General features: G+C 48.7%; 24 protein-coding genes, 2 tRNA genes and 1 other RNA gene. 12 read left to right on the plus strand and 15 right to left on the minus strand.

Features of this window, described 5'->3' with window-relative positions; genetic code table 11:
- Positions 1 to 35 precede the first annotated feature (35 nt).
- From clpA to F4X55_02320, 3 genes are read right to left on the minus strand one after another with little or no spacing between them, the layout of a single operon-like run.
- Positions 36 to 2,291 carry an ATP-dependent Clp protease ATP-binding subunit ClpA gene (clpA, locus tag F4X55_02310; protein MYC39839.1) on the minus strand — a complete coding sequence of 752 codons (2,256 nt, stop codon included), beginning with the start codon at positions 2,289 to 2,291 and terminating at the stop codon, positions 36 to 38.
- 1 nt (position 2,292) lies between these two features.
- Entirely contained in the window at positions 2,293 to 2,628 is a 336-nt protein-coding gene (locus F4X55_02315; GenBank protein MYC39840.1) for an ATP-dependent Clp protease adaptor ClpS, read from the minus strand.
- Positions 2,629 to 2,638: 10 nt separating this feature from the next.
- The gene (locus F4X55_02320) at positions 2,639 to 3,835 is read right to left on the minus strand and encodes an N-acetyltransferase (GenBank protein ID MYC39841.1); all 1,197 of its coding nucleotides are present in this window, start codon (positions 3,833 to 3,835) and stop codon (positions 2,639 to 2,641) included.
- 70 nt (positions 3,836 to 3,905) lie between these two features.
- Between F4X55_02320 and F4X55_02325 the strand changes: the two genes are divergently transcribed.
- Entirely contained in the window at positions 3,906 to 5,792 is a 1,887-nt protein-coding gene (locus tag F4X55_02325) for an ABC-F family ATP-binding cassette domain-containing protein (protein ID MYC39842.1), read from the plus strand.
- A gap of 59 nt (positions 5,793 to 5,851) precedes the next feature.
- Here the strand turns inward: F4X55_02325 and F4X55_02330 are convergent, their stop codons facing one another.
- Together F4X55_02330 and F4X55_02335 are read right to left on the minus strand one after the other, a co-directional pair.
- Positions 5,852 to 8,329 (minus strand): S8 family serine peptidase, encoded by a 2,478-nt coding sequence (locus F4X55_02330; protein MYC39843.1) that lies wholly within the window; start codon positions 8,327 to 8,329, stop codon positions 5,852 to 5,854.
- On the minus strand, positions 8,326 to 8,814 hold the full coding sequence (locus tag F4X55_02335) for a hypothetical protein (protein ID MYC39844.1): 489 nt from the start codon (positions 8,812 to 8,814) through the stop codon (positions 8,326 to 8,328). The genes F4X55_02330 and F4X55_02335 overlap by 4 nt, the downstream gene beginning before the upstream one ends.
- Before the next feature lie 419 nt (positions 8,815 to 9,233).
- On the opposite strand from F4X55_02335, the gene F4X55_02340 reads away from it, so the two are divergent.
- Positions 9,234 to 10,889 (plus strand): carbon starvation protein A, encoded by a 1,656-nt coding sequence (locus tag F4X55_02340; protein ID MYC39845.1) that lies wholly within the window; start codon positions 9,234 to 9,236, stop codon positions 10,887 to 10,889.
- A 9-nt stretch (positions 10,890 to 10,898) separates the two neighbouring features.
- Here F4X55_02340 and recR read toward each other — a convergent pair whose 3' ends face one another.
- The 4 genes from recR to ffs form a co-directional block, all read right to left on the minus strand.
- Positions 10,899 to 11,504: a recombination protein RecR gene (recR, locus tag F4X55_02345; GenBank protein ID MYC39846.1), complete on the minus strand. Its 606-nt coding sequence runs from the start codon at positions 11,502 to 11,504 to the stop codon at positions 10,899 to 10,901.
- Position 11,505: 1 nt separating this feature from the next.
- Positions 11,506 to 11,829 carry a YbaB/EbfC family nucleoid-associated protein gene (locus F4X55_02350; GenBank protein ID MYC39847.1) on the minus strand — a complete coding sequence of 108 codons (324 nt, stop codon included), beginning with the start codon at positions 11,827 to 11,829 and terminating at the stop codon, positions 11,506 to 11,508.
- A 10-nt stretch (positions 11,830 to 11,839) separates the two neighbouring features.
- Positions 11,840 to 13,528, minus strand: coding sequence for a DNA polymerase III subunit gamma/tau (dnaX, locus tag F4X55_02355; protein MYC39848.1), 1,689 nt, complete (start codon positions 13,526 to 13,528; stop codon positions 11,840 to 11,842).
- Between the two features lie 11 nt (positions 13,529 to 13,539).
- An RNA gene (gene ffs / locus F4X55_02360) (signal recognition particle sRNA small type) lies at positions 13,540 to 13,637 on the minus strand.
- A 301-nt stretch (positions 13,638 to 13,938) separates the two neighbouring features.
- Between ffs and F4X55_02365 the strand changes: the two genes are divergently transcribed.
- From F4X55_02365 to F4X55_02385, 5 genes are all read left to right on the plus strand, one after another.
- On the plus strand, positions 13,939 to 14,292 hold the full coding sequence (locus F4X55_02365; protein ID MYC39849.1) for a cupin domain-containing protein: 354 nt from the start codon (positions 13,939 to 13,941) through the stop codon (positions 14,290 to 14,292).
- A 71-nt stretch (positions 14,293 to 14,363) separates the two neighbouring features.
- Complete coding sequence (locus tag F4X55_02370) at positions 14,364 to 14,720, plus strand: cupin domain-containing protein (protein ID MYC39850.1); 357 nt, start codon at positions 14,364 to 14,366, stop codon at positions 14,718 to 14,720.
- Positions 14,721 to 14,954: 234 nt separating this feature from the next.
- Positions 14,955 to 16,019, plus strand: a complete 1,065-nt coding sequence (locus F4X55_02375) for a restriction endonuclease (GenBank protein ID MYC39851.1) — start codon at positions 14,955 to 14,957, stop codon at positions 16,017 to 16,019.
- Between the two features lie 546 nt (positions 16,020 to 16,565).
- Entirely contained in the window at positions 16,566 to 16,763 is a 198-nt protein-coding gene (locus F4X55_02380; protein ID MYC39852.1) for an AlpA family phage regulatory protein, read from the plus strand.
- Between the two features lie 38 nt (positions 16,764 to 16,801).
- On the plus strand, positions 16,802 to 17,290 hold the full coding sequence (locus F4X55_02385; protein ID MYC39853.1) for a hypothetical protein: 489 nt from the start codon (positions 16,802 to 16,804) through the stop codon (positions 17,288 to 17,290).
- Between the two features lie 132 nt (positions 17,291 to 17,422).
- On the opposite strand, the gene F4X55_02390 is transcribed toward F4X55_02385, so the two are convergent.
- Positions 17,423 to 18,025, minus strand: a complete 603-nt coding sequence (locus tag F4X55_02390; protein MYC39854.1) for a hypothetical protein — start codon at positions 18,023 to 18,025, stop codon at positions 17,423 to 17,425.
- 154 nt (positions 18,026 to 18,179) lie between these two features.
- On the opposite strand from F4X55_02390, the gene F4X55_02395 reads away from it, so the two are divergent.
- Together F4X55_02395 and F4X55_02400 are read left to right on the plus strand one after the other, a co-directional pair.
- Positions 18,180 to 18,566: a hypothetical protein gene (locus F4X55_02395; GenBank protein MYC39855.1), complete on the plus strand. Its 387-nt coding sequence runs from the start codon at positions 18,180 to 18,182 to the stop codon at positions 18,564 to 18,566.
- Positions 18,567 to 18,620: 54 nt separating this feature from the next.
- On the plus strand, positions 18,621 to 18,854 hold the full coding sequence (locus F4X55_02400) for a hypothetical protein (GenBank protein MYC39856.1): 234 nt from the start codon (positions 18,621 to 18,623) through the stop codon (positions 18,852 to 18,854).
- Positions 18,855 to 19,029: 175 nt separating this feature from the next.
- Here the strand turns inward: F4X55_02400 and F4X55_02405 are convergent, their stop codons facing one another.
- Complete coding sequence (locus F4X55_02405) at positions 19,030 to 19,704, minus strand: hypothetical protein (protein MYC39857.1); 675 nt, start codon at positions 19,702 to 19,704, stop codon at positions 19,030 to 19,032.
- Between the two features lie 116 nt (positions 19,705 to 19,820).
- Positions 19,821 to 19,912, minus strand: a tRNA-Ser gene (locus tag F4X55_02410).
- Positions 19,913 to 20,040: 128 nt separating this feature from the next.
- On the opposite strand from F4X55_02410, the gene F4X55_02415 reads away from it, so the two are divergent.
- Together F4X55_02415 and F4X55_02420 are read left to right on the plus strand one after the other, a co-directional pair.
- Entirely contained in the window at positions 20,041 to 20,577 is a 537-nt protein-coding gene (locus tag F4X55_02415; protein ID MYC39858.1) for an NUDIX hydrolase, read from the plus strand.
- A gap of 50 nt (positions 20,578 to 20,627) precedes the next feature.
- Positions 20,628 to 20,711: transfer RNA gene (locus F4X55_02420), tRNA-Leu, on the plus strand.
- A gap of 47 nt (positions 20,712 to 20,758) precedes the next feature.
- Here F4X55_02420 and moeB read toward each other — a convergent pair.
- The 3 genes from moeB to F4X55_02435 form a co-directional block, all read right to left on the minus strand.
- A complete protein-coding gene (gene moeB, locus F4X55_02425) occupies positions 20,759 to 21,907 on the minus strand; it encodes a molybdopterin-synthase adenylyltransferase MoeB (protein ID MYC39859.1) in 1,149 nt (382 codons plus the stop codon).
- 156 nt (positions 21,908 to 22,063) lie between these two features.
- Entirely contained in the window at positions 22,064 to 22,267 is a 204-nt protein-coding gene (locus tag F4X55_02430; protein MYC39860.1) for a cold shock domain-containing protein, read from the minus strand.
- Positions 22,268 to 22,444: 177 nt separating this feature from the next.
- Entirely contained in the window at positions 22,445 to 22,645 is a 201-nt protein-coding gene (locus F4X55_02435) for a cold-shock protein (protein MYC39861.1), read from the minus strand.
- A gap of 198 nt (positions 22,646 to 22,843) precedes the next feature.
- Here F4X55_02435 and F4X55_02440 point away from each other — a divergent pair, with 198 nt between their 5' ends.
- Complete coding sequence (locus tag F4X55_02440; GenBank protein MYC39862.1) at positions 22,844 to 23,398, plus strand: hypothetical protein; 555 nt, start codon at positions 22,844 to 22,846, stop codon at positions 23,396 to 23,398.

Raw genomic sequence — 23,398 nt, forward strand, 5'->3', positions numbered from 1 at the left:
CCGCGCGTCGCCGCGGCGCACGCTCCGGGAGAGGCTCAGTCCGACTCTGCCTGGAGAACTATATTTTCCCCCTCGACGGAGAAAATCGCCTTGCCGCCGCCTGAGAGTTCTCCGAAGAGAATTTCCTTTGAAAGCTTCTCCGCTATCTCGGAGTTTATTACTCTTTGAACGGGTCTTGCGCCCAGCTGGGGATCGTAGCCCCTGCGGGCGAGGAAAAGTCTTGCCTCGGGCGTAAGGCTGATCGTTACTTTTTTCGGGACGAGCCTCTGCTGAAGCTCTCCGATCATCTTGTCTACTATTCTCTCTACTATCTCTATATCAAGAGCGTTAAACCTGATGATTTCATTCAGCCTGTTTCGAAATTCGGGGGAGAAATACCTGTCTATGGCTTCTCCGCTTTTGTCCTCAAACTCTTTTTTCGCAAAGCCGACGTTCCTGTTCATGCTTTCCCTTGAACCGGTGTTTGTCGTGAGAATCACAATTACCTGGCGGAAGTCCACCTTCCTTCCGTTTGAATCCGTAAGCGTCGCGTGATCCATTATCTGGAGCAGTATGTTGTATATGTCCTCGTGCGCCTTTTCGATTTCATCGAGCAGAAGGACGCAGTGGGGAGACTTGTATATGGCTTCTGTAAGCTGTCCTCCCTGATCGTAGCCGACATATCCCGGCGGCGAGCCTATAAGGCGGGAGACGGTGTGTTTTTCCATGTATTCGCTCATGTCGAAACGTATGAATTCGACTCCCAGAAGCTCCGCGAGCTTCTTCGCGAGTTCCGTTTTGCCGACTCCAGTTGGTCCCGAGAACATGAAAGAACCCACGGGTTTTTCCGGCTCGCTTATGCCGGCGCGCGACATCTGTATGGCGTTTACGAGCTTATCTATGGCTTCGTCCTGAGCGTAGATGAATTTCTTAAGATTATCCCCGAGGCCGTGGAGAAGATTTCGGTCTTCGACTTTTACCGACTTGGTGGGTATTTTAGCGACCTTCGCCACAAGCTTTTCCATGTCGGACACTTTTACCTGCCTAGTTACCTCGGGATCAGGATTGCGAAGCTTCACCGCGGCGCCGGCCTCGTCCATTATGTCAATCGCCTTGTCCGGAAGCTTTCTGTCCATTATGTATCTGTCGGAGAGTTCTATGCACGCCTTTATCGCTCCCCGGGAGTATTTCACGTTGTGATAGTTCTCGTAGTGGCGCTTTAGTCCGAACAGGATTTTTCCGCAGTCCTCAACCGACGGCTCGTCCACGCTTATTCTCTGAAATCTTCTTGAAAGCGCGTGGTCTTTCTCGAAGATGATCCTGTACTCCTTAAGCGTCGTAGTCCCTATGCATTTTATGTCTCCTCCGGCAAGGGCGGGCTTCAGCATGTTAGACGCGTCAAGGCTTCCGCCGGAAACCGCCCCGGCGCCTATGACCGTGTGGATCTCGTCTATGAAGAGCACGTTGTTCGGATCCTTCTTGGTTTCGTCTATGACCGCATTCAGTCTTTCCTCAAAGTCTCCCCTGTATTTTGTTCCGGCCGTGAGGGTTCCTATGTTTAGGAGGTGTATCTGGAGGTCTTTCATGACTTCGGGAACTTCTCCCGAGACGACCCGATGAGCCACCCCTTCCACGATCGCCGTTTTCCCCACTCCCGCGTCTCCGACGAGCACGGGGTTGTTTTTCTTTCTCTTGCCCAGAATATGGATTATCCTCTGGACCTCTTTTTCTCTTCCTATCAGCGGGTCGATATTCCCGTTTCGGGCTTTTTCGATCAGGTCCGTGCAGTAAAGCTCAAGGGGGTTTTTGGTCTCAGTTTTTTTCGCTTCCTTCGGCTGCTCCTTGCTGCCAGGAGTTCTCTCCTGCTGTTCTTCGGGTTTCTCGCCTTTTCCGTGGGATACCTGCTTTACGACGGCAAAACGGGTAAGTCCCTGGCGGTTAAGGAAGTACACAGCGTGCGATTCGGGAACCCTGAACATGGCAACCAGTATGTTGGCCCCGGTTATTTCCTTTCTCTCCGCGCTTTCGGCATGCATCGAAGCCACCCTGAAGATGTACTTGCTTCCTTCGGAGTAGGTCGGTTCCGGGAGATGGGGAGAATCGACTGAGGATATGTTTTTAGTTAGGTGCTCCTCTACGTCGTTTGCGAGAAGTTCTGTGTCGACGTCGCACTCTATGAGCACCTCCGCCGCGACTTTGTCTCTGGTGAGTTCAAGGAGTATGTGCTCCGGGGTAATGAACTCGTGCTTGCGGTTCTTTGCCTGCTGGTAAGCCCGGTAAAGGGTTTTTTCGAGTTCTTCAGATGCTACCATGTCAGCTGTCCGCCTTCTGAACTTCAAGTATGCATTTTAGCGGATGTTCGTATTTTTCCGCAAGATTCTTTACCTGTTTCACCTTCGTGGTAGCTATGTCGTACGTGTAGCAGTCGACGACGCTTTTCCCCTTCGTGTGAGCCTCAAGCATTATCCTCCTGCTGTCGTTTTCGTTCTTGAAAAACACCTTCATCAGAACCCAAACTACGAAATCCCTCGGCGTGTAATCGTCGTTCAGGAGGACTATGAGATACATATCCGGCCTTTTTACGCGGATATCCTCCCTTACGACCTGTTTGGGATCCTGTGTATGAGTCGGGTTTTCGTGCTCAGACATGGCGAATATATTATACGATTTTTTGTTGGGATTTGCCACTGCGGGCGCGCTTAAGCGGGGAGTGGCGGTTGTACTCCGAGATGAGCGAGCGCATGTAAGGTCTTTCTCCCCGAAGGAAGTTGTCTATGGATCTCTGCGCCCCCGGATTGAAAAAGAGATGGGAGCTGTAAACGGGCACCGCTTCAAAGCCGCGGAGGAACTTGTGCTCGCCTTGGGCTCCTGCTTCAAAAACGTTTATTCCGCTGTTTATGGCAAACTCTATCGGTTTGTAGTAGCAGCACTCAAAGTGAAGATACGGCACCTCGACGTTGCATCCCCAGTATCTTCCGTAAAGCTTGTCGCCTTTTCTGAAATTGATGGTGCCTCCAACAGGACGCCCGTTCGCCCGGGCGATCATCAAAACCGTCTTTTCCCTGTACGTCTCAAACACCAGGTCGAAAAATTCCCTGTTAAGATAGGCGCTTCCCCATTTTCTTGAGCTGGTGTCGACGTAGAATTCCCATATGGAATCGATGTGCTCGCGGCGTATCTGTTCTTTCTCGAGCACTTCGACCTCTATGCCCAGTTCCCCGAGGCGGCGTTTTTCTTTCCTTATCTGTTTCCTTCTCCCCGAGCGCAGGTCTCCGAGAAAGTCGTCGAAGCATAGGTAGCCCGAGTTACGCCAGTGGTACTGGTGGGTGAGCCTTGAGAGAAACCCGCAGTCAGAAAGCAGTTCCTGTTCCTCTGCCGTTACGAATAGAAAATGCACTGAAGAGAGGCTCTTAAGGGAACATATCTCAACCAGTTTCTCTACAAGTGCCCGCCCGCATGTTTTGTAATCGTAGTCCCCGCGCACGATTATTCTCGGGCCGGTTGTCGGGGTGAACGGTACCCCAACGACCGCCTTAGGATAGTAGCTAAGTCCCGCGTCTTGGTATGCCCGTGCCCACTCCCAGTCGAATATGTACTCGCCGTAGGAATCGGTTTTCAGATAGAACGTAACCGCCCCGACGAGCTTTTTCCCCTCGCGAAGCAGAAGATGGCGCGGTTCCCATCCGGTGCCCGGACCCACGCATCCCGATTTCTCAAGGGCGAAAAGAAAATCGAACTCGAAAAAAGGGTTGTTATCGGGCTGAATGGAATCGTATTCTTTTTTTTCGACCTCGGTTATTGAACGGCATATATGGAATGCCGCCGATTTTTTAGATAGCTTTTTCTGCGTCTTCATTATCCGAAACAGGTGAATTAAGCATGCATCGCCGGAAAATAGTATCAGGTTTCTTTTCGTTTTTGTCGAGATGATAAGCTTGTCGGGAATAAGCCATTCTTTTTTGGGAAAGGATCTTTTCCTGAATCTTGAATGGAGCATAAAAAAAGGAAGAAAATACGGGCTTGTGGGTCCAAACGGCTCGGGCAAGACCACGCTGCTTGAGATCGTTATGGGACTCCTAGAACCGGAAAAAGGGGGTGTTTCCGTTCCGGGGGCGTTAACAGTGGGTTATCTTCCGCAGATAATGGATTCACACACGGGCGATCTCACGATCCTTTCGGCGGCCCGTGCGAGCGACCGCGGAAGCGGTGAAGATAACTCCGAAAAACCCATCCACGAAGCCGAGAAAATCCTTTTCGGACTGGGTTTTACGGGAGAGCATCTCTCCCGGAAAGTCTCTTCTCTTTCAGGCGGCTGGAAAATGCGGGTTGAGCTCGCGAGGATACTTCTTCTGGAACCCAGCGTACTTCTTCTCGATGAGCCGACGAATCATCTTGATATAAAAAGCATCGAGTGGCTTGAAGGGTACCTTGGAAGCTACCGCGGAACCGTGGTTCTGGTATCCCACGACAAATACCTGCTTGACCGCATGGTTGACACGATAGCTGAGCTTGACGGCGGGGCGATAAGGGAGTTTCGGGGAGATTATTCTTCTTACCTTGAGAGAAAAGAGCAGATTACGGCTGTCGCGGAGGCAACCGCGAAGAATCAGGAGAAAAAACTCCGTGCACAGCGCCGATTCATAGAGCGTTTCAGGTACAAGGCTTCAAAGGCGAGGCAGGTGCAGAGCAGGATAAAGATGCTTGAGAAAATGGAGTCCGTCCCGCAACCCTCAGAGACCCAAAGAACCCTTGAGTTTGATTTTCCCGCTCCCGAGCGCGCGGGACGCGTGGTTTACGAAATAAGCGATTTCTCAAAAGAGTATGAAACTCCCGGCGGCCCGAGAAACATCGTTTTTCGAGACTGCCCCGCGCTTCGCGTTGAGAGGGGAGACAGGATAGCGATTACCGGGAGAAACGGCGAGGGAAAAACCACCCTCTGCAAGATGGTGGCGGGCGTGGAGAACTTCTCAGGCCAAAGCCGCCTCGGTCATAACGTGACTCTCGGCTATTATGCGCAGAACCAGGACGAAATGCTCAATCCGCAGAACACGGTTTACGAAGAGTTCATCGAATCTTATCCTCTTTTCTCTCAGACCGAGGCGAGAACGCTTCTGGGCTCGTTTCTTTTCAGTGCTTCTGACATAACCAAGAAAGTTTCTGTTCTCTCAGGTGGCGAGAAAAGCCGCCTGTCCCTTCTCAAGATTCTGGTTTCCCGCTCTAATTTTCTGGTTCTTGACGAGCCCACAAACCACCTTGACATGGCTTCCAGGGAAGTGCTTCGCCGCGCTCTCGAGGAGTATTCCGGCACCTTTCTGCTGATAAGCCACGACAGGTATTTCATTGACAGCCTCGTAAACAGGATATGGTACGTGGAAGGGGGAGGGGTTGAGACATTTATCGGTAATTACTCGGAATTTCTCGAGAGAAAGGCCCGCGAATCCAGTAACGAACAGGCGCTCGGCGAAGTGCAGGACGACGAACCGAAGAAAAAAACCGCAAAGGCCCTTGAGGCCGAGCGGCGCAACCGGCTTTACAGGGAACTTCGAGAAAAGGGGATAGAGAACATGGAGAACTGGAGGCTTCTTTCGAGAAAGCAGATGGAAAATGCCCTTTTGGATCTCGAGAGCAGAATATCAGAATGCGAGACTGAAAAAGAGGATACGGAAAAGTTTCTTGCGAACCCTGAGACTTCCCCCCAAGGCACTAACTGGGAAGAAAAAACAAGGCAGCTTGGCGAACTTGAGGAGAAGCTCTCTGCTCTTTACGGCAGGTGGGATGAGGTGAGCGAGCACATGCGCAAGAATTTCACCTGACAAGAAAGCAATAGCCTTTCCGTTCGAGTCATCTTCGTCCTATATAGTCTGCGGCTTTTCTAGGGATGGTCCCCGTAGTAAAAGCGAAGTCGCCATGATTCCAGACTACCTGTATGATCGGCGGCCAGATCAGCAACTTGAATTGTCCATGTGCCGTTAGGTTTTTCTCCGTAGAACGCGTTGCTCATCAATTGCCAGTCCCGCATTCCGGGAAATTCGTCGAGAATCACATTGAATGGCGCATTCACGATGCTTTCAGTGCCGCTCGGAGAGGTTAATTTAACACCTAAATCGGAGCCATATCCGTGATTTACTGTGATATCCAGAATTACGGCTTCGATGTTAGCGGTATTTGGTAAATCTGTAACCGTCAGAGTATGCGTGACTCCAGCGCCGTCTTCGTCTGGAATGGCTAAGGACAAGTTTGAATTATCTGCCGCTGGGAACCATCGGGATTCAACGAATTCCCCCAGGCTGTTGGGGGTATAGCCGTTTGTCATAATGATTGCATCATCAACGGAGACCGCGCCAAAGCCATACCAGTTGTGATAGGAGTACCCTGCGGCATTTGTCTGCCAGGCATGTTGCGCTATGTACGGTTTGCCGTTGAAAGCCGCTCGGACTTCTTTTATGTCCGGATCGATTTTTCGTGCCGAAGTAGCCAAGATATGTTTTACGTCACGCCACGTCAAATCAGGGTTTACGCCAAGCAGGATGGCGATAGCTCCGGAAGTAGCGGGCGCTGCGGATGAAGTGCCGCCAAAACCGCCGAAGTAATCACCGTCCAAGTTAGATCGATGGTCAGTAGTCAGTGAATTAACGGGAATTTTGCTAAATCCCGCATGAACTCCAATTTGATCCGTGGTGATGATGGCCGGCTGTTCTTCGCCATCTTCCCCACCCGGAGCAACGACCCATAAATTGGCGCCTGCGCTCGAATAAGAAGACTTGACGTCTCTAGCGTTAAACGCTCCCACATTAATCAGATAAGGCAGATTCTGGTCTGGATCCGAGTTGCTACCCACGCATCCGATTTCGATATTGATAGGATGCGGATTTTCGCATACGCCGAATTCATTGCCCGCCGCCTTTACATAAAGCGCGCCTCGACCAGACCGAAGATCTGTCGTCCCCATTTTCACGAGGTTAACAAAATCTTCTTCTGAATTTTCTGAGGGCACCTCGGATCCGAAGCTCATATTGAATATATGCGCGCTGGCCGAATCCGGATTGCTGCTGCTTCCCCCTAAACTGCTCAAGAGTTCGGCTTCGAAATCAGCCTCGAGGGTGGTGCCAAGATTGAATCCTCGAAGCTTAACGCCCGGTGCCACGCCACGCCCTCCAAGGCCATTGTTTGCCACTGCCGCGGCTACGCCGGCAACACTTGTGCCGTGATCCCCGAGTACGCTGTGATTAAATGGATCAGTGGGAAACGAACCTGCGCTATTTTGAAAGGCGTAATTAAATGATTTGCCCTCTTCAACGGTTGCAGCCAAATCGGGATGGCAAATCTCTAGTCCGCTGTCGACGACCGCCAATTTCACACCGTCGCCATTTTGACCGTTGCTAATGGCTTCGGTCATTTGCAGATCAGCTCCTGCGACGCCATTGTTGTTCGCAAATCCGGACTGTCCGCTGTTTTTTAAATGCCATTGCTCTCTGAATAATGGATCCTCGGTACCGCTGGCTGCTCTCACCGGCGCTTCACATCGCGTGACTACCTTCCCTTCAGCATTCGTCGCAAATCCAAACAGGAGAACGTTATCAAATATCTGCTCGATTGCTTCTTCCGGAACCTCGTCTAGATAGACCCTAATATAGTAGGTTTCGTTTGGTGCCAGATTGCTTAACGGCAGACTAAATTCGTAAGGTTGAGGAAACTTCTCCTCGCCGGAAACAAATGCGGGAATATCGACAATACCGAGCGAATGAACATCGGTTTCAAAATCCATGTCACTTGACCATTCTGCGAACAATTTAGTGGGTGCCACGTTTTGATCCGAGAAATTCAACACCACGACCGCAAAATCAATTGACTCTTCGGTAATAATGTACTGCGTGTTCAGGAGTACAAGGTTGGCCCCATTTTCCTTTGGGGCTTTATCGACGGTCACTGCCTCGCCGTCGATGATGGTAAAACTGATACTGGACATTGTGCCGGCTTTACCGTTTCCTTCAATTTCACCCAAGCTAACAGTTATGGTTTCGTCGCCCTCCAGATCGAAGTCCCTGAATACGTCGATATCCACGCTTGCGGATGTCGCATTAGGTGGCACAATGATGGAATCGGCACTGGCCGTATAGTCAGCGTCTTGCTCTGCTGAACCGGAAAAGTTCAACGGCACCATTAATCTAGTGGATGTGTTTGAATCGAGTGAGATAAAAACTCGTACCGTTTGGTTTTCAGCTTCCTGAATGTTTGGGGAAGTCGGCGCTACAAGCGATACATTCACTGGGGGTTCTGATTTGTTATTACTGCTGCACCCCACACTTGCTAACAGCAAAAATATGAAAGTGAGAGACCTGAGAGATGTCATCGCCACTTTACTCTCGGTCCGCGAACGCGGATGGATGCTTTCGGTTGTTCGGGAAGTTGTTCCAATTGTTCGATTGCCTCGACGGGGTGGACTGTATCCGGCAGGTCGATAATGGAAAAGCCTAGTTTTTCAAAGAAAGTAGCTTTCTCGGCACCGATTGCTTTAGAGATTAAATCCAGTTTAGCGTAATCCTCAAGTTCGACACGAATACTGGGAAGCATCTGAGCAAACTTTCGTTGAGAGGGGACAAAGACGATTCGCGATGATTTGCCTTCGAGAGGGGTTGAGGCCCTAAAAACCTCTCCGTCAAATGAAACGATGTGAACTCGTTGCGAGGTCGTTTCATACGAACGTCCGCTTATTGGACCGAGTTCCAATTGCATATGCGCAGAAGTCGCCGCGGAGGGCAGCACTACGACTTCACGACCGTCTGTGATCATGACCCTAAATTCGTCGGTAATGGACTCCTGAGCTTCCGCAGACATGCCTAGGGCAAGTGTGAAGTAAAGGCACAGCAATCGAAAAGTCCGGTTTCTCTGAATTTTGAGTGGGTTAGACCGCATGGGGATTAAGTTTTTCGAATTCCTTTAACTCTAGCCTTAGCCTGAGGTTCAGATCTTGGACATGCTGCAATTCTTTTACCTGTTTTGACGCCTGTCTTATTTGCCGCCTCAGGAGTTGCACCTGATCTTGTAATTGTTGAACTCTATCTCGATTGTACAGACCGTTCTAACCTAACAGAACCCCCTGCTTTTTCAACTTGCTTCATAACCTTTTTATGTAAATCAAGGCGGGTATTTTGTTAATGCGGAAGAATTTCGGTTGAGGGTAGTGCAGTTTCTGTCCCGTGGTTTTTTCTTTATAATGATTGAACCTGCGATTTTCTGATTTCAGGGAGTTTTGGATGAACGCAGCCGCAATAGCGATAGTAGTAATAGCCCTTTACCTGCTCGGGTACAGGTATTACTCAAAATTTATTTCCGAAAAAGTCTACGGGGTAAAAGACGGGGAACCCACGCCGGCTCACCAGATGAGGGACGGCGTGGACTACGTACCCGCCGGCAAGCATGTCCTTTTCGGGCACCACTTTGCGTCCATAGCCGGAGCTGCGCCTATAATAGGGCCGGCCATAGCCGTGTTCTGGGGATGGGTCCCGGCGATTATCTGGGTCGTGTTTGGAACGATCTTCATCGGGGCCGTTCATGATTTCGGAGCTCTGGTTATCTCGGCTAGAAACAGGGGAAGATCAGTCGGAGACCTTGCCGGGATATTCATAAGCCCGCGGGGAAGAACTCTTTTTCTTCTTATAGTCTGCTTCCTGGTCTTTTTCGTGATAGCGGTTTTCGCTTACGCCATCTCGGTTCTTTTCGTCAGTTTCCCCGCAAGCGTTCTTCCAGTGAACTTCCAGATACTGGTAGCGCTTGTACTCGGGTTTCTTTTCTACAGAAAAGGGGTGTCCATCCTCTGGCCCTCGATAATCGCGCTTGTGCTTCTTTACTTCATGGTCTGGGCGGGAACCAAGTTTCCCCTAACGATTCCCGAGGTTATGGGAAGCCAGGTGGTGACATGGGTAATCATTCTCATGGTCTACTCCTTCGTGGCCTCGGTTCTTCCCGTGTGGATGCTTCTTCAGCCGCGAGACTACATAAACGGCATACATCTTTTCGTGGGTCTCGCGATACTTATAACCGGGATAATGGTAGCGCGTCCTGAGATGCAAGCCCCGGCCATTAACTTTGTCGCCGACGGACTTCCCGTGCTTCCCTTCCTTTTCATAACCGTGGCGTGCGGGGCGGTAAGTGGATTCCACGGCCTTGTCGCAAGCGGCACCACCTCGAAGCAGCTTGACAGGATGTCGCACTCAAGATTCGTGGGTTACGGGGGGATGCTGGGGGAGGGTACTCTGGCCATGATAGCCACCCTGGCGGTTGCGGCCGGGATAGAACGCAGCGAATGGCTTAAGCATTATCATTCGTGGGAATCGGCATCGAGCGGCGGCATAGCGAATTTTGTCATGGGAACCTCAACCTTTCTTACCTCAATCCATATCCCCGAGGTGCTCGGAACCACTCTTATAAGCGTGATAGTCATAAGCTTTGCGGCGACTTCGCTTGATACGGGGGCCAGGATACAGAGGATTGTTATAGGCGAGCTTGGAGAGGCCTACGGTATCAATGCCCTTAAGAACAGGTATATCGGGGCCTTTTTTGCCATAGTACCGCCCCTTGCGCTTGCACTTTTCGCTCAGGTCCCGGGCAAGGGACCCGGATCAGGCGGATTCTTGCTCTGGCCTCTTTTCGGGGCGACAAACCAACTCATAGCCGGAATTACGCTGCTTCTGATAACCCTTTATCTTAGAAGATTGAAAAAACCGTTTATCTATACTCTTGTGCCGATGGTTTTCCTTGTGGGCATGACTACGGCCTCGATATTCTTCAACCTTAAGTATTTTCTCGACAACACTCTTCTTTTCAGCCTTTCGGCGATAATGCTTGTTCTTGCCGTCTGGCTTGTTCTGGAGGCCATAGTTGTGTCAAGAAAGGCCTCGGGCGGAGGATGAGACGCCGCTCTACATCTCCTTTCTGTCCCGAAGCGCTTTGCCGAGCGTGAGTTCGTCTATGAACTCTATGTCTCCGCCGACGGGTATTCCGTAGGCTATTCTCGAGATTCTGACCCCAAGCGGTTTTATTGTTCTTGAAAGGTAGACTGCGGTTGCCTCGCCTTCTACGTTTGTGCCCGTCGCGACTATTATTTCCTTTATGTTATCCCGCCCAGCTTTTGTAACGAGCTCCTTTATCCGAAGATCTTCGGGGCCCACGCCTTCCAGGGGAGAGATTACTCCGTGGAGAACATGGTATTTTCCCCGGAACTCCCCGCTTCTCTCTATGGCGAGCAGGTCGAGGGGTTGTTCAACGACGCAGAGAATGCGGCCGTCTCTTGATGGGTCGGCGCAAATCGCGCACGGATCTTTCTCCGTGAAATTAAAGCACGTGCGACACGTGCTGACGTCGGATTTGGTACTGATTATCGCGCTTGCGAGGCTGCGCGCGTAGCCTTCGGATGATCGGAATATGTGAAATGCAAGGCGAGTCGCGTTTTTCTCGCCGATTCCCGGAAGTTTAGATAGTTCTTCTATGAGTCTTGAAATCGGCTCAGGAAGGCCGGATCTTTTCATCTCAGATAAGTCCTGGCGGAAGTCCCATGCCGGCGGTAAAGCGCGAGACTTCGTCTTTCATGAGCTCCTGTCCCTTGTAAAGGGCCTCGTTTACGGCGGCGGTCACAAGATCCTGGAGCATCTCGATGTCGGTTTCGCTTATTATTTCGGGTTCTATGACTATTGACGATATTTCCCCCTTGGCCTTTGCCGTAACCGTAACCATTCCGCCCCCGGAAGAAGCTTCCACGGTCTTTTCTCCGGCCTCGTTCTGAAGCCGCTCCATCTGCTCCTTCATCTTTCCCATCTGCTTCATGATGTTTTTCATGTTTCCGCCGAGTTTCATTTTTTCACCCCTAACTTAGATTTTTTCTTTTTATCACGCTTGCGTCAAACTGCCTGATGGCGTAGTTCACTATCTCATCTTCCGCGGGATCAGGCTTTTTCTTAGCATTGCCGGTTCCGTTAATTCCCTCTTCGTTTACGGTGTCGATTTCGAGCCTTATTTTCTCGACGCCGAGCATCTCTCTGAGTATTTCTCTGAGTTCTTTCGATTTTTTAAGGTCTTTTTCATAGTTGATGCCGTTTTTAAGAAATTTTATACTTACCCGGTTCCCGCTGACTTCAAGCAGGTGGGCTTGGGCGAGTTTCTTCGCCAAAAACTTGTTGTCTTTCCCGTTTACAAAGTCAACGATCTCCTGTTTTCCGGGGCTGCCGCCCGCCGTCTCTGTCTCGGTCGGAGGTGGTGAAGTTTTCTTCTCCGGTCCCCCCCCTTCGTCTTGTTGTTTGATCTGTTCGCTTTTTCTCTCTGCGGGTTTTTCTTTCCGTTTTTCCCGGATGTGCTCCGTAGCCTTTCTCTCTCTTCCCGGGGAACCCGGAGTTCTCTCCGCGCCAGACTTTTGCGGAGAGAGTATCTCAAGCCTTTTCAGAATGTCGTCTATTTTTTCGACTTTTCCGACCGTGCTCATCTTGACCAGCGTGAGTTCAAGCACGATTTCCGGGTAAAAGGAACTGCGTATTCTCTCTCCACCGTCAATCATTACGTTAAAAAGAAGCTCAACGGTCTCCGTGGACTCGTCTTTTATCAAGGAGGCCAGTTCATCTTTTTCATCCGGTGAGAGATCAGAGACAAAGTCCTTGCCGCATATCTTCAGGTAGAGGAGATTTCTGAACATGTAGATTATGTCCTGGGCCATTCTCCTCGGGCTTATTCCCTTTGCGGCGGCGTTTCGCACAAGTTCCACGCATTTTGCGGGCTCTTTTGCGAAAACGGACCTAAGGATGCTTTTTAGTGACTCGTTATCTGGTATGCCGAGCAGGCTTATCACGTCCTTGTGGGTTATTTTGTCTTCAAAAGACACCGTGAGCTGGTCAAGCAGGCTCAGGGAATCCCTCATGCTTCCCTCGGATTCCCTTGCGATCAGGTAGAGGGTTTCTGCGTCGATTTTTATCCGCTCCGCCTTTGTTATTTTCTCGAGCGACTCCTTTATTTTCTCGATGGGTATTTTCTTGAAGTCGTATCTCTGGCAGCGGGACATTATGGTCGGGGGAACCTTGTGCGCTTCCGTGGTAGCGAGTATGAAAATCGCGTGCTCTGGGGGCTCTTCCATTATTTTCAGAAGGGCATTAAAAGCCGACTGGGAGAGCATGTGCACTTCGTCGATTATGTAGACTTTCTTTCTTGCGGAAGCCGGTGAGTATTTTACGCTCTCTATGATCTCGCGAACGTCGGCTACGCCCGTGTGCGAGGCGGCGTCGATTTCCTGTACGTCAAGCGATTTTCCCTCTGATATACCCTCGCAGCTTGAGCACTGGTCGGTTGAGCAGGGGTACTTTCCCTTGTCTTTTTTCTCGCAGTTTACGGCCTTCGCGACGATTCTCGCCGTAGATGTTTTTCCCGTTCCCCTGGGGCCGGCGAACAGAAGGGCGTGGGCTATTTTCTCGGATTCAATAGAGTTTCTGAGCGTTACGGCTGGGAATTCCTGACCGACTAGATCTTCGAAAGTCTGGGGTCGCCACTTGCGGGCGAGTACTCTGTATGCCATGATATCAAAACCAGCGACCAGGTATCCGTAACGCACGGAGGTTATTGCTACCGTTGCTCCCTTCCGGGCCTGGCGGGATTCACAAGCCTCAGTCGTACGGGCCCGGCCACTGGATTTATTCTCCAAACAGGTGAACCGTTGCGGTCCGGTCTAATCAATCTACACAAAAACCGATTTTTTAGAAATGCGGGGTGGCGAAATTCGTTTTATATCAGGGGAAAACGATACGATATACCGGTTGACGGAATTTCCATTGCGACGCTTTTCCCGTTTGATTCCTGTTCTGTTTACTGTTTAATGTGACTTCACCAGCATTAAACGAAAGATAAATACGATTTTAATAAATTATCTGTATTTAGAATCATGGGATACTATAAACAAAAGTCGGAATCAGCTGGAGGTAAAAGCGCATGCATGTAAAAAAAATAGACGATATAGAAAGCGAGGTCTTGGAGTCGGCCAACGGCGTTTCAAGACAGATGCTCATAGGCCCCGAGGAGGGTCCGAATTTTTCTATGAGAAAGCTTGTCATTGAGCCCGGGGGCGGCATTCCTGCTCATACAAGTGGTTCCGAGCATGAGCAGTACGTGCTTGACGGCAGGGCAAGGGTCGGAATCGGGGATCAGGTCTATGAAGTAGCAAAAGGTGACGTGGTGTTTATTCCCGCCGGAGAGCCGCACTGGTATGAAGCTTACGGAGAGGAACCTTTTGAAATTTTGTCGGTTCTGCCGAATAAAGACAACGAGATGGTTTTCGTAAAATAGCCACGGCGGAAGGCAACATTGCCGCTAAATATTTCTAAGATAATCCGTCTTTTCTGTGTTACACTACCATTATGTACGTAAAAAAAGTTAGGGATGTAGAGAGTACGATTATCGGAGCAGGGCAGGGTACTTCAAGGCAGGTTCTCATCAGTCCGGAGGAAGGTCCGAATTTCGCGATGAGAAAATTTGTTATGCAGCCTGGAGGCGATATCCCCGCTCATACCAACGCTGTTGAGCACGAGCAGTACGTGCTTGGTGGTAAGGCGCGGATTGGGATCGGAGACGAAGTCTATGAAGTCGAGAAGGATGACGTAGTCTTTATTCCTGCCGGGGTTCCCCACTGGTATGAAGTTGAGGGCGAGGAGCCTTTTGAGTTTCTGTGTCTTGTACCGAATCTTGAAGACAAGATAGAGCTTATCAATAAATAAGCTTAGAATTTTGGACAGCATTGCTATCTTGACTGACGTAAAGCGTCAAAGCGGTGCTGTTTACGCCTAACATTATCCCTATAATTAGTAATTGAGATTGATTGCTATACGTCGCCTGAGTTTGTAATTGGTACGTAGGCCACGGAAACTTTACAAGGTCTGGAATAATCGTTTGCCCAGATATAGTTTTGTCAAAGCGTGTATTAGATCGACAGAGGAGGTTGGAGAAAAAAAGTGGCTAAAAAGCAGAAAGAACCAAGGCTCTGGCTTATTCGCTCCGGCAGTCGAGGAGAGCGTGAATTAGATGCCCTTGAGCAAAACAAAGCACTTGTCGGCTGGAGTGAAGTCGGAGACCTAAGTAATAAGAATCGTAGCGAGATTGTTAGGCGGCTTGAAGAGATATTTCCCGGTAGCAGTAAGAATCGGATTGCGAATTACGCTTCACAACTTCACCGGTTTGTGAATATTATTCAGATAGGTGACTTGGTGGTTATGCCCCGCAAGCTTACCGATGGTATTGCAATTGGTGAGGTGACTGGAGATTACAACTATATTGATGACCCTAATGATATTTTTCCCAATTCGCGTTCCATTAAATGGCATAAGGAATCCGTACCTCGCGATAATTTTAAGCAGGACTTGCGCCACTCATTTGGAGCATTTATGACTGTCTGCGAAATCAAACGAAACAGGGCTATTGACCGCGTGCTAGCGGTTCTTGAAACTGGAAGAGATCCAGGTCCGCTTCTTGACAAGCCAGGACTCATTCCTACTCAGATTGTAGATGATGAATCAGATGTTGAAGAATACGAAGTTGATATTGAAGAAGTAGCAAATCAGCAAATTGTTTCGCTGATCAAATCTCAATTTGCCGGTCATGACTTGGCCAAGTTGGTAGCGGAAATACTCGAAACCGAGGGCTACACGACAAAAGTTTCACCTCCGGGACCGGACGGAGGAGTCGATATCCTTGCCGCGGGAGGCACTCTTGGCCTTGGTGAGGACCGTATCTGTGTTCAGGTCAAATCAAGTGATGGTGAAGCCAATCGTGATGTGGTACTCAAGCTTATAGGTTCTGTTTCTCAAAGTGGGGCGCAGACAGGATTGCTTGTAAGTATTGGTGGTGTGAATAAAGCTGCACGGAAGGACCTTGACGACGATTTTTTCAAACTCCGTCTGTGGCAGATGGATGATCTGCTGAAAGCGCTTTTCAAAAACTACGCTGAATTGCCTGAGTACATGCGTGCTAAACTTCCACTTAGGCAAATCTGGGCTCCTGTTTCGCAAGATGATTTATAACATGATCTTGTTTTCTAAAGCATCGCTGGTGGAGAAAGTTTCCGTCGACATAGCACGGTTTTTATTTCTCGTGAAAAATGGCTGATATGTAGTATGCACTATCGGCACGTTTCTTTAAGGCTTTCAACCGTTCTGTCATTTTCGATTACGGCACTGGCCATATAGGCGGAAAACCGAAGCCACGTTTTTCCATCTCTTCTGTATTCAGGCAAATCAATGCCGACGCGAAGCAGAAGAAAATATCTAGATCGCGGTCTGAAAGTACGGAACTCTTATTCCGATTCGACTTTCCCTTTGTGCCCACATGGAAGTATTTAAAGTCCATATACGAAGAGCCGTGTCTTTTGAGACAAGCTATTAACTCATCCTCAGAAATTGGTCTTATGTTTTTGGTTTGACCTAAGACATTGATTTCTCGAATTATATCTTTACAGATTCTTTCCTCGCCTGCACTCCGGTACTGCAGTTCCTCGTAAAGATTTAACAGATCGTGATTAGGTTTTTTGGGAAAAATGCGGAAGAGAAGAAGAAAAAGAAAACGTAGAAATTGTTCTACCGATACAAAAATCAGTTCGAAAGAAACAGCGGAGAGAAGGGAGTAATCTATATAATTACGAATTCCCCGAGCCTGTAAAGCTCTCCGCAAGGGCGCGGGGCTGGCGGCTCGCCGACGTGGAAGCCTGGATAGATGCCCGGGAGAATTACAGGGCGGGAAGGTTAACTGATAAGCGGCCGAGTGAGTAAAGTTAATTTGAAACTAATTATCTGGAGGAAGTTACGACATGGGATTATCTACATCTGAATTGATTAAAATAGGATTGCTTCAAGGTCTTCCCCTAGTAGTACTCGTTGGAGCATATCATCTCATTCGAAGCTGGTGGAGAAAACAAAACCAGAAAAAACATCTTCGTAAAATTATCTCTACCCATGTAAAAAAGATTCGGGAGGCGAAGGATACACCCGACCCGGATCCAAAATCAAAAGTAATATATAAAGCGAGTGAAGTCCGAAAATCGCATTATGATGTTATGTATAAACAAATTGATGATTTACTAAGTCACAAAGCTGTCTTGATTGATTATGAAGATGAAGAATTAATTAGAAGGGCATTTTATTACATCAATCGCTTGAACGAAAAAAACAAGTTCTTTGGTTATTACGAAGTGCTTCTAGACCTTGAAGTTTACGAAGAAAGATTAATTAAGCACTTAAAAAAAATTAAATGGCTGCAACTTGAGAAACCAGAACACCCCCTTCCTTTTATGCGGTAGTAAGTAAAAGCCCTGTCAGCTACTTTTCAGTTTTCCGAGCTCTCATCAATAGCGGCGATATCTTATAGGAGAGTATACAGGTATTACTAAGAGAGAAACACATGGCAAGCATAAACCGTTTCTTTTAAGCTTTCAATCTTCTGCCGTTTCGTGCTCTATCAGTGAAAGCGCCCTTTCGGCAGCCTCCTTTATCATCATGTTCTCATTCTGCTCAATCAATGCCGCCGCAAAGCAATAGAGAACCAGTTTTTCGCGTGCGGTAAAGAGGGGTTTATTATACAATTTCCCCCCTTTACCCTTCACTCGGAAGTATTTAACGCTCAAATATGAAGACGTGTGTTTTTTGAGGCACTTTATTAATTCCTCCCAGGAAATTGGACTTATCTTTTCGGTCTCAGCGCAATCGTTAATTCTTGGAGCTATATTTGTACGTATCCATTCTTCGCCTGGACCCTTATCCCGCAATTTCTTGTAATCAGAGTACAAATCGTGCTTAAGTTCCTCGGGAAAGTCAGGAAAGAACCAAAGCGAAAGAGTACGTAGAGATTGCTCCACCGACACCAGAGTCAATTCGAAAGAAACAGTGTGGAGGAGGTCAATATCATAGGAGTGACAAGTACTCGCACACAAAGCCGATGCGAATTTATGGGCTTTCGCGGCGTGCATCAGTCGCATTTTTGTATCCCTTTTGGTCTCTATTGTTTTTTTAGAGTACCATTCCTCACCTAGCGTCATTTTTGTATCCCTCCAACATCAAAGTTGTATAACATTGTATATGATTTCCAGAAATGATCCCTCGGGGACCCTGCGAGATTTTTGGCCGCAATGGGGGGGGGCGTTGTGGGGGCCTTTCCGTTAAGAGAGGCCCTTTTCCGGTACACTGTAAAGCATGGATACAAGGGCCCTGATCACGCATATTGAACCCTTGCCCGTTGGCGATGGCGATCTTTACAGGGAGCCTTACCGCTTACTGAAATACCAAAAGCAATTCCTACGGGGAACTTTCAAGCCGGGGATCATGCGGGCGGGTTTCACTTTGGGACGTGGAGGTGGCAAGACTGGATTAGCTTCGACTCTCGCTCTCTCCGCGTTGCTTCCCGATTCTCCCCTACATAGGCCTGGGTTTGAGACTGCGGTAATCGCGTCGAGTTTTGTGCAAGCGGTGATCTACGGGCAGGCGGTGAAAACGTCCCTTGAATTGATGGGCAAGAGCTTGGGTACTCACGGGGATTTTCGGGTACTCGATTCCCAGAATACCTTTGAACTGGTAAACTGAGCGACCGGTTCCCGGCTCAAGGTTTACGGGAGCGATAGGAAGAGGGCCCACGGATTGCGCCCGAATTTGATACTTGCCGATGAGCCCGCGCAATGGGAGATCGGCGGGGAAAGGCTTGCCCCGGCGTTGCGTACCGCTCTCGGGAAAAGGAAGGGAACGCGTATGCTTGCCTTCGGTATCCGTCCCGATAGTGAGACTCACTGGTTTGAGCGTATGCTTACCGAGAAAGACCCTTCCGTTTTCTCGATGGTTTTCACGGCGTCCCGGGAGCTCCCCTGGGAAGGATAGTAGAGGCCGAGCTATCGGCAAAACTTTTTCCGATCACTATTGAATGGCAAGAGCTTAGAGCTTCCGACCTTAAAGGGAGAGCTTGAGCAGTTCAAAGCCTAGCGGCGGCCGGAGTAAATCAGGAAAGGGCCCTAGAGATGGCCGGCCTGATAATTGAAGGTTAGAAAATTACGTACTATTGTTCCCAAGACCACTTAGGTTTAGGCAGTTCTTGTTTTAATATATCTTTTTCTAACATATCAAGAAGTTCTTCTATTGAATCGGCAAAATCGTCGTACTGTTTTTTTAGTTCCGGTGCGTATCCTTTAAGTTTCTGTAGGGCGTGGTCCCTTAATGCTTCGAATCCCGCGGCTTCTGTTCCATACTTAACACTGAGTGATTGTGATTGATAAGCTGATGGATTTGTTTGCTTAGCTATTGTCTCGTTGTACCTATCATCTGCTTCGTTATACTCAGACAAAAACTCGGTGTTCACCTTAAACCCATCTATAAGAGCTTGTAACAAGATATACACGTTCACTATCTTATCCCTTAGTTCTGGGTCATCAATATGACCGATATGATTAGCATTTGAGCGGTAGATGGTCAAATAATCCGGAGAAAGAAATGAACGGAAGTCAAGAAACCTTGTTTCTTCGTACTCCACCCAGAAAGGTTCTACTGGTTTAATAAGTTTTTCCCAGAGTGTATTGAGTTCTTGGTAAAACGCTTTTTTGACAGCTTTATTTCTATCTTTCCGGCGTTTCTCATCACGTTCTTCTTGTCCTTTAAGCGTTTTGTATACACCTAGAAGAGTGATAAAACCGACTATTGCAGCACTAATTACGCCAGACCAAAATTCACATCCCATAAATTTTTCTCCTTATTATTCTTTTATCAAGCTGTTTCTATTGTGGGATATAAAAGGGTATCCCCTTCCCCAATCCTCCGAAAATCCTTTCTTTTCAGGCAGTTAGAAATTTATAATGGCGGAGAGAGTGGGATTCGAACCCACGAGGGAGCGTAAACCCCCTACACGCTTTCCAGGCGTGCACCTTCGGCCACTCGGTCATCTCTCCGTGCAGTTTTCTGTTCTAATGACACTACGGAACTGTCGTTTTTTCGGGAGTTGCATAAACAATTTTCCGCAGTTTGTGAAAAACCTTCTCTAGTTTAACAAGAGAATCGGGTTTGTTAAACTAGAGAAATGCCGAAGAAATGGAAGCTTCAAAAAAGCATTCCGCTTAACGATTACAAAATTTTTTCAACGAAAAAGAAAAGCAGCGTTTCTCCCAGAGACGGTGCCGTCCACGACTTCTACGTAGTGGACGCTCCCGACTGGGTTAACATTATCGCCGTTACGCCCGTCGGTGAAATAGTTCTGATAAAGCAATTTCGCCACGGCACTGGAGAGGTTACCCTTGAGATTCCGGGTGGAATGGTTGACCCTGGGGAAAGTCCTGTTGAATGTGCGCGCAGGGAACTGCTCGAGGAGACGGGCTTCACATCCACTCAGTGGGAGCAGATAGGGTGCGTCAGGCCGAACCCGGCTTTTATGTCAAACTCCTGCTATACCTTCCTTGCATCTGGCTGTGAGCGGACTTCGGAACCGTCTTTTGACACTACAGAGGACATAGAAACCCTGCTTGTTTCTTCGCAGGAAGTGAAACGATACATAAGGGAAGGGACCATAGATCACTGCATAGTGATAGCGGCGTTAGGGTTTTACTTTCTTGCGCAGTGATTCTGTTGATTTATCCCGGTTTAGTGAGAATAATAGTCCCCTATCTTAAAGGGCGGGTGGCGGAATAGGTAGACGCGACGGCCTCAAAAGCCGTTGGGCTTTGGCCCGTGAGGGTTCGATTCCCTCTCCGCCCAGAAAAAAACATCCGCTTTTTCCTGCTTTCGGTAAAAACCCGCGATTCTCAGTACCTGGCCATGTCGGAGTCGTACTTCTCGGCCCACTCGTCTATGCCGCCTTTTAGGTTCTTAACCTTGCTGAAACCCTGCTCGGCAAGGAAAGTCGCCGCCTTCATGCTTCTTCCACCATGGTGGCAGTGGATGACTATTTCATCCTGCGGGTCGAGTTCGTCCGTTCTGTCCTTGAGCTCGCCAAGGGGAATCAGTGTTGAACCTTCGATGTTGCATATTTCGTACTCATGGGGCTCTCTTACGTCGATCAGAACGACATCGGACTTGTTTTCCTTAATATGGCTGAACTCCTCAACGGTTATCTCCTCGACCTTGGGTTTTTCCTCTTCAACCTCTTCGCCTCGGCCGATGCCGCAGAACTCCTGATAGTCTATGAGCTCGGTTACGGTGGCGTTCTCACCGCAGACGGGGCAGTCGGGATCTTTTCTGAGCTTGAGTATTCTCGGCTCCATATTGAGAACATCAATGAAAAGAAGCCTCCCTATAAGAGGTTCTCCCTCACCGATTATAAGCTTCACGACCTCGGATGCCTGCATCGTTCCCACAACTCCCGGCAGTATTCCAAGCACTCCTCCTTCGGCGCAGCTCGGCACCAGTCCCGGGGGAGGGGGCTCCGGATAGAGACACCTGTAGCAGGGACCTCTTTTCGCGTCGAACACGCTTACCTGTCCCTCGAACCTGAATATGCTTCCGTAGACGTTCGGAATTCCTAGGAAAACGCAGGCGTCGTTTGTGAGATACCTTGTGGCGAAATTGTCCGTTCCGTCAACGACCACGTCGTAGTCCTTCATGATATCCATGGCGTTATCCGAATTCAGCATTTCGTTATAGGTAACGATATTGGTATCGGAGTTAAGCTCCAGGAGGCGGTCCCTCGCGGATTCCACCTTGGGCGTGCCCACGGTCTTCTCGCTGTGGATCACCTGTCTTTGCAGGTTGCTGAAGTCCACGACGTCGAAATCCAGTATTCCCAAGGTGCCGACCCCCGCGGCCGCGAGGTAGAGAGCAAGCGGAGACCCAAGCCCTCCGGCGCCGATACACAGGACCCTTGCGTTTTTGAGTTTCTTCTGTCCCTCAATGCCGACTTCGGGCATTATAAGGTGCCTGCTGTACCTTGTTATCTCCTGATTGCTCAAGTCCATTTTGAATACCTTCCTTGTGAATCTGGAATTATAAAATGTTCAAACAGTAAAGTTAGTACATGATTTGTGTATTTTCAAACCACAAACGCAACTGTCCCGTCAGTTTGAGAAACGGGAATTTTTCCCGGGGATCGGAACAACCGGATTCTGAGTTCCCTAGGAAGTCTTTACTACGTTGGTTGCGGTGGGTCCTTTCTTACCTTGAACGATCTCAAAGTTTACTTCATCACCCTCATTGAGAGTCTTGTAGCCTTCGCCCTCAATAGCGGTGTAATGAACAAAAACATCATCCTGCACTTCGGCGGATGTTATAAATCCATAGCCCTTGGAGCTATTAAACCATTTTACAGTTCCCTGCATTTATAATACCTACCTCTAAATTAATATTTGCGGGATTATCCCACACCTATATTGCTTTGTCAAACTGCACTTCCTCCGTTCCCAGAGGAAATTCTGGGTGCGGAGGAAAACAATAGCAGTTCTCAAAACGTTTCGCAGTATAACTGCGTGCGTATCAAATCCGCGCAAAGCGGATTCTCAGACAGGCACAACGTTGGTTGCGGTGGGTCCTTTTTTACCTTGAGTGATCTCGAAGCTTACTTCGTCACCCTCATTGAGAGTCTTGTAGCCCTCGCCCTCAATAGCGGTGTAATGAACAAAAACATCATCCTGCACTTCGTCGGATGTTATAAATCCATAGCCTTTGGAGCTATTAAACCATTTTACAGTTCCCTGCATTATAATACCTACCTCTAGAAATTTAATATCCGCGGGATTATCCCGGAACTCTATTACTTTGTCAAACAGTATTTTCTCTGTCTCCGGGAAAAATTCCGGGTGAAGAAGAAAACAATAGTGGTTCTCAAAACTTTTCGCAGTATAATTACGTGCATCTCAAATCCGCGCAAAGCGGATTTTTAAGCAGGTATAAGATCAATGGAAGACAGGAAAAGAAAAAGAATTTACATTTTCTGCGTAGTGCTGTTTCTGCTTGGAGGGGGGCTTTTTTTCTATAACGTCGTGAAAAGTTTCAGCGGGCTTGGCTCAACGCTCAGCGAATATACTTTTCCCGGAAGCCACTCCATCCAGCTTGAAGAGAGTGGGCTTTATTCAATCTACCACCAGTACAAGAGCGTTTCCGATGAAGGAAGGACAAGCAGTGAATCCGTCGAGGAGAGCTCCATAGTCGTTTACCTGAAAAAAGTTCCGGGCACCGAAAACATAGAACTCAAGGTGCCCGATTCAAAGAAAAGATATAGCTACATGGGAAAGAAGGGAGTTAAGATCCTTGAGTTCGAAAACCCCGAGCCGACGGGTTACCTGATCGAGTCATTCTTAAGCGCTCCTTCCCGGGACGCCTCTTACACTCTGGTCCTTGAGCACGGATTCGAGATAACGAGGCTTAAGGGAATACTACTCTCCCAGGCGTTTTTGCTCGCCCCGACCCTTTTCGCGATAATACTTTTCATGCGCACCTACATAAGGAGCTGA

It is taken from the genome of Candidatus Dadabacteria bacterium (assembly GCA_009840385.1).
GTDB lineage: Bacteria > Desulfobacterota_D > UBA1144 > Nemesobacterales > Nemesobacteraceae > Nemesobacter > Nemesobacter australis.

Bases quoted from the DNA above. Each gene is read 5' to 3' on its own strand.
- clpA (MYC39839.1), bottom strand. From the start codon at position 2,291: ATGGTAGCATCTGAAGAACTCGAAAAAACCCTTTACCGGGCTTACCAG.
- F4X55_02315 (MYC39840.1), bottom strand. From the start codon at position 2,628: ATGTCTGAGCACGAAAACCCGACTCATACACAGGATCCCAAACAGGTC.
- F4X55_02320 (MYC39841.1), bottom strand. From the start codon at position 3,835: ATGAAGACGCAGAAAAAGCTATCTAAAAAATCGGCGGCATTCCATATA.
- F4X55_02325 (MYC39842.1), top strand. From the start codon at position 3,906: ATGATAAGCTTGTCGGGAATAAGCCATTCTTTTTTGGGAAAGGATCTT.
- F4X55_02330 (MYC39843.1), bottom strand. From the start codon at position 8,329: ATGACATCTCTCAGGTCTCTCACTTTCATATTTTTGCTGTTAGCAAGT.
- F4X55_02335 (MYC39844.1), bottom strand. From the start codon at position 8,814: ATGTCTGCGGAAGCTCAGGAGTCCATTACCGACGAATTTAGGGTCATG.
- F4X55_02340 (MYC39845.1), top strand. From the start codon at position 9,234: ATGAACGCAGCCGCAATAGCGATAGTAGTAATAGCCCTTTACCTGCTC.
- recR (MYC39846.1), bottom strand. From the start codon at position 11,504: ATGAAAAGATCCGGCCTTCCTGAGCCGATTTCAAGACTCATAGAAGAA.
- F4X55_02350 (MYC39847.1), bottom strand. From the start codon at position 11,829: ATGAAACTCGGCGGAAACATGAAAAACATCATGAAGCAGATGGGAAAG.
- dnaX (MYC39848.1), bottom strand. From the start codon at position 13,528: ATGGCATACAGAGTACTCGCCCGCAAGTGGCGACCCCAGACTTTCGAA.
- F4X55_02365 (MYC39849.1), top strand. From the start codon at position 13,939: ATGCATGTAAAAAAAATAGACGATATAGAAAGCGAGGTCTTGGAGTCG.
- F4X55_02370 (MYC39850.1), top strand. From the start codon at position 14,364: ATGTACGTAAAAAAAGTTAGGGATGTAGAGAGTACGATTATCGGAGCA.
- F4X55_02385 (MYC39853.1), top strand. From the start codon at position 16,802: ATGGGATTATCTACATCTGAATTGATTAAAATAGGATTGCTTCAAGGT.
- F4X55_02390 (MYC39854.1), bottom strand. From the start codon at position 18,025: ATGACGCTAGGTGAGGAATGGTACTCTAAAAAAACAATAGAGACCAAA.
- F4X55_02395 (MYC39855.1), top strand. From the start codon at position 18,180: ATGGATACAAGGGCCCTGATCACGCATATTGAACCCTTGCCCGTTGGC.
- F4X55_02405 (MYC39857.1), bottom strand. From the start codon at position 19,704: ATGGGATGTGAATTTTGGTCTGGCGTAATTAGTGCTGCAATAGTCGGT.
- F4X55_02415 (MYC39858.1), top strand. From the start codon at position 20,041: ATGCCGAAGAAATGGAAGCTTCAAAAAAGCATTCCGCTTAACGATTAC.
- moeB (MYC39859.1), bottom strand. From the start codon at position 21,907: ATGGACTTGAGCAATCAGGAGATAACAAGGTACAGCAGGCACCTTATA.
- F4X55_02430 (MYC39860.1), bottom strand. From the start codon at position 22,267: ATGCAGGGAACTGTAAAATGGTTTAATAGCTCCAAGGGCTATGGATTT.
- F4X55_02435 (MYC39861.1), bottom strand. From the start codon at position 22,645: ATGCAGGGAACTGTAAAATGGTTTAATAGCTCCAAAGGCTATGGATTT.
- F4X55_02440 (MYC39862.1), top strand. From the start codon at position 22,844: ATGGAAGACAGGAAAAGAAAAAGAATTTACATTTTCTGCGTAGTGCTG.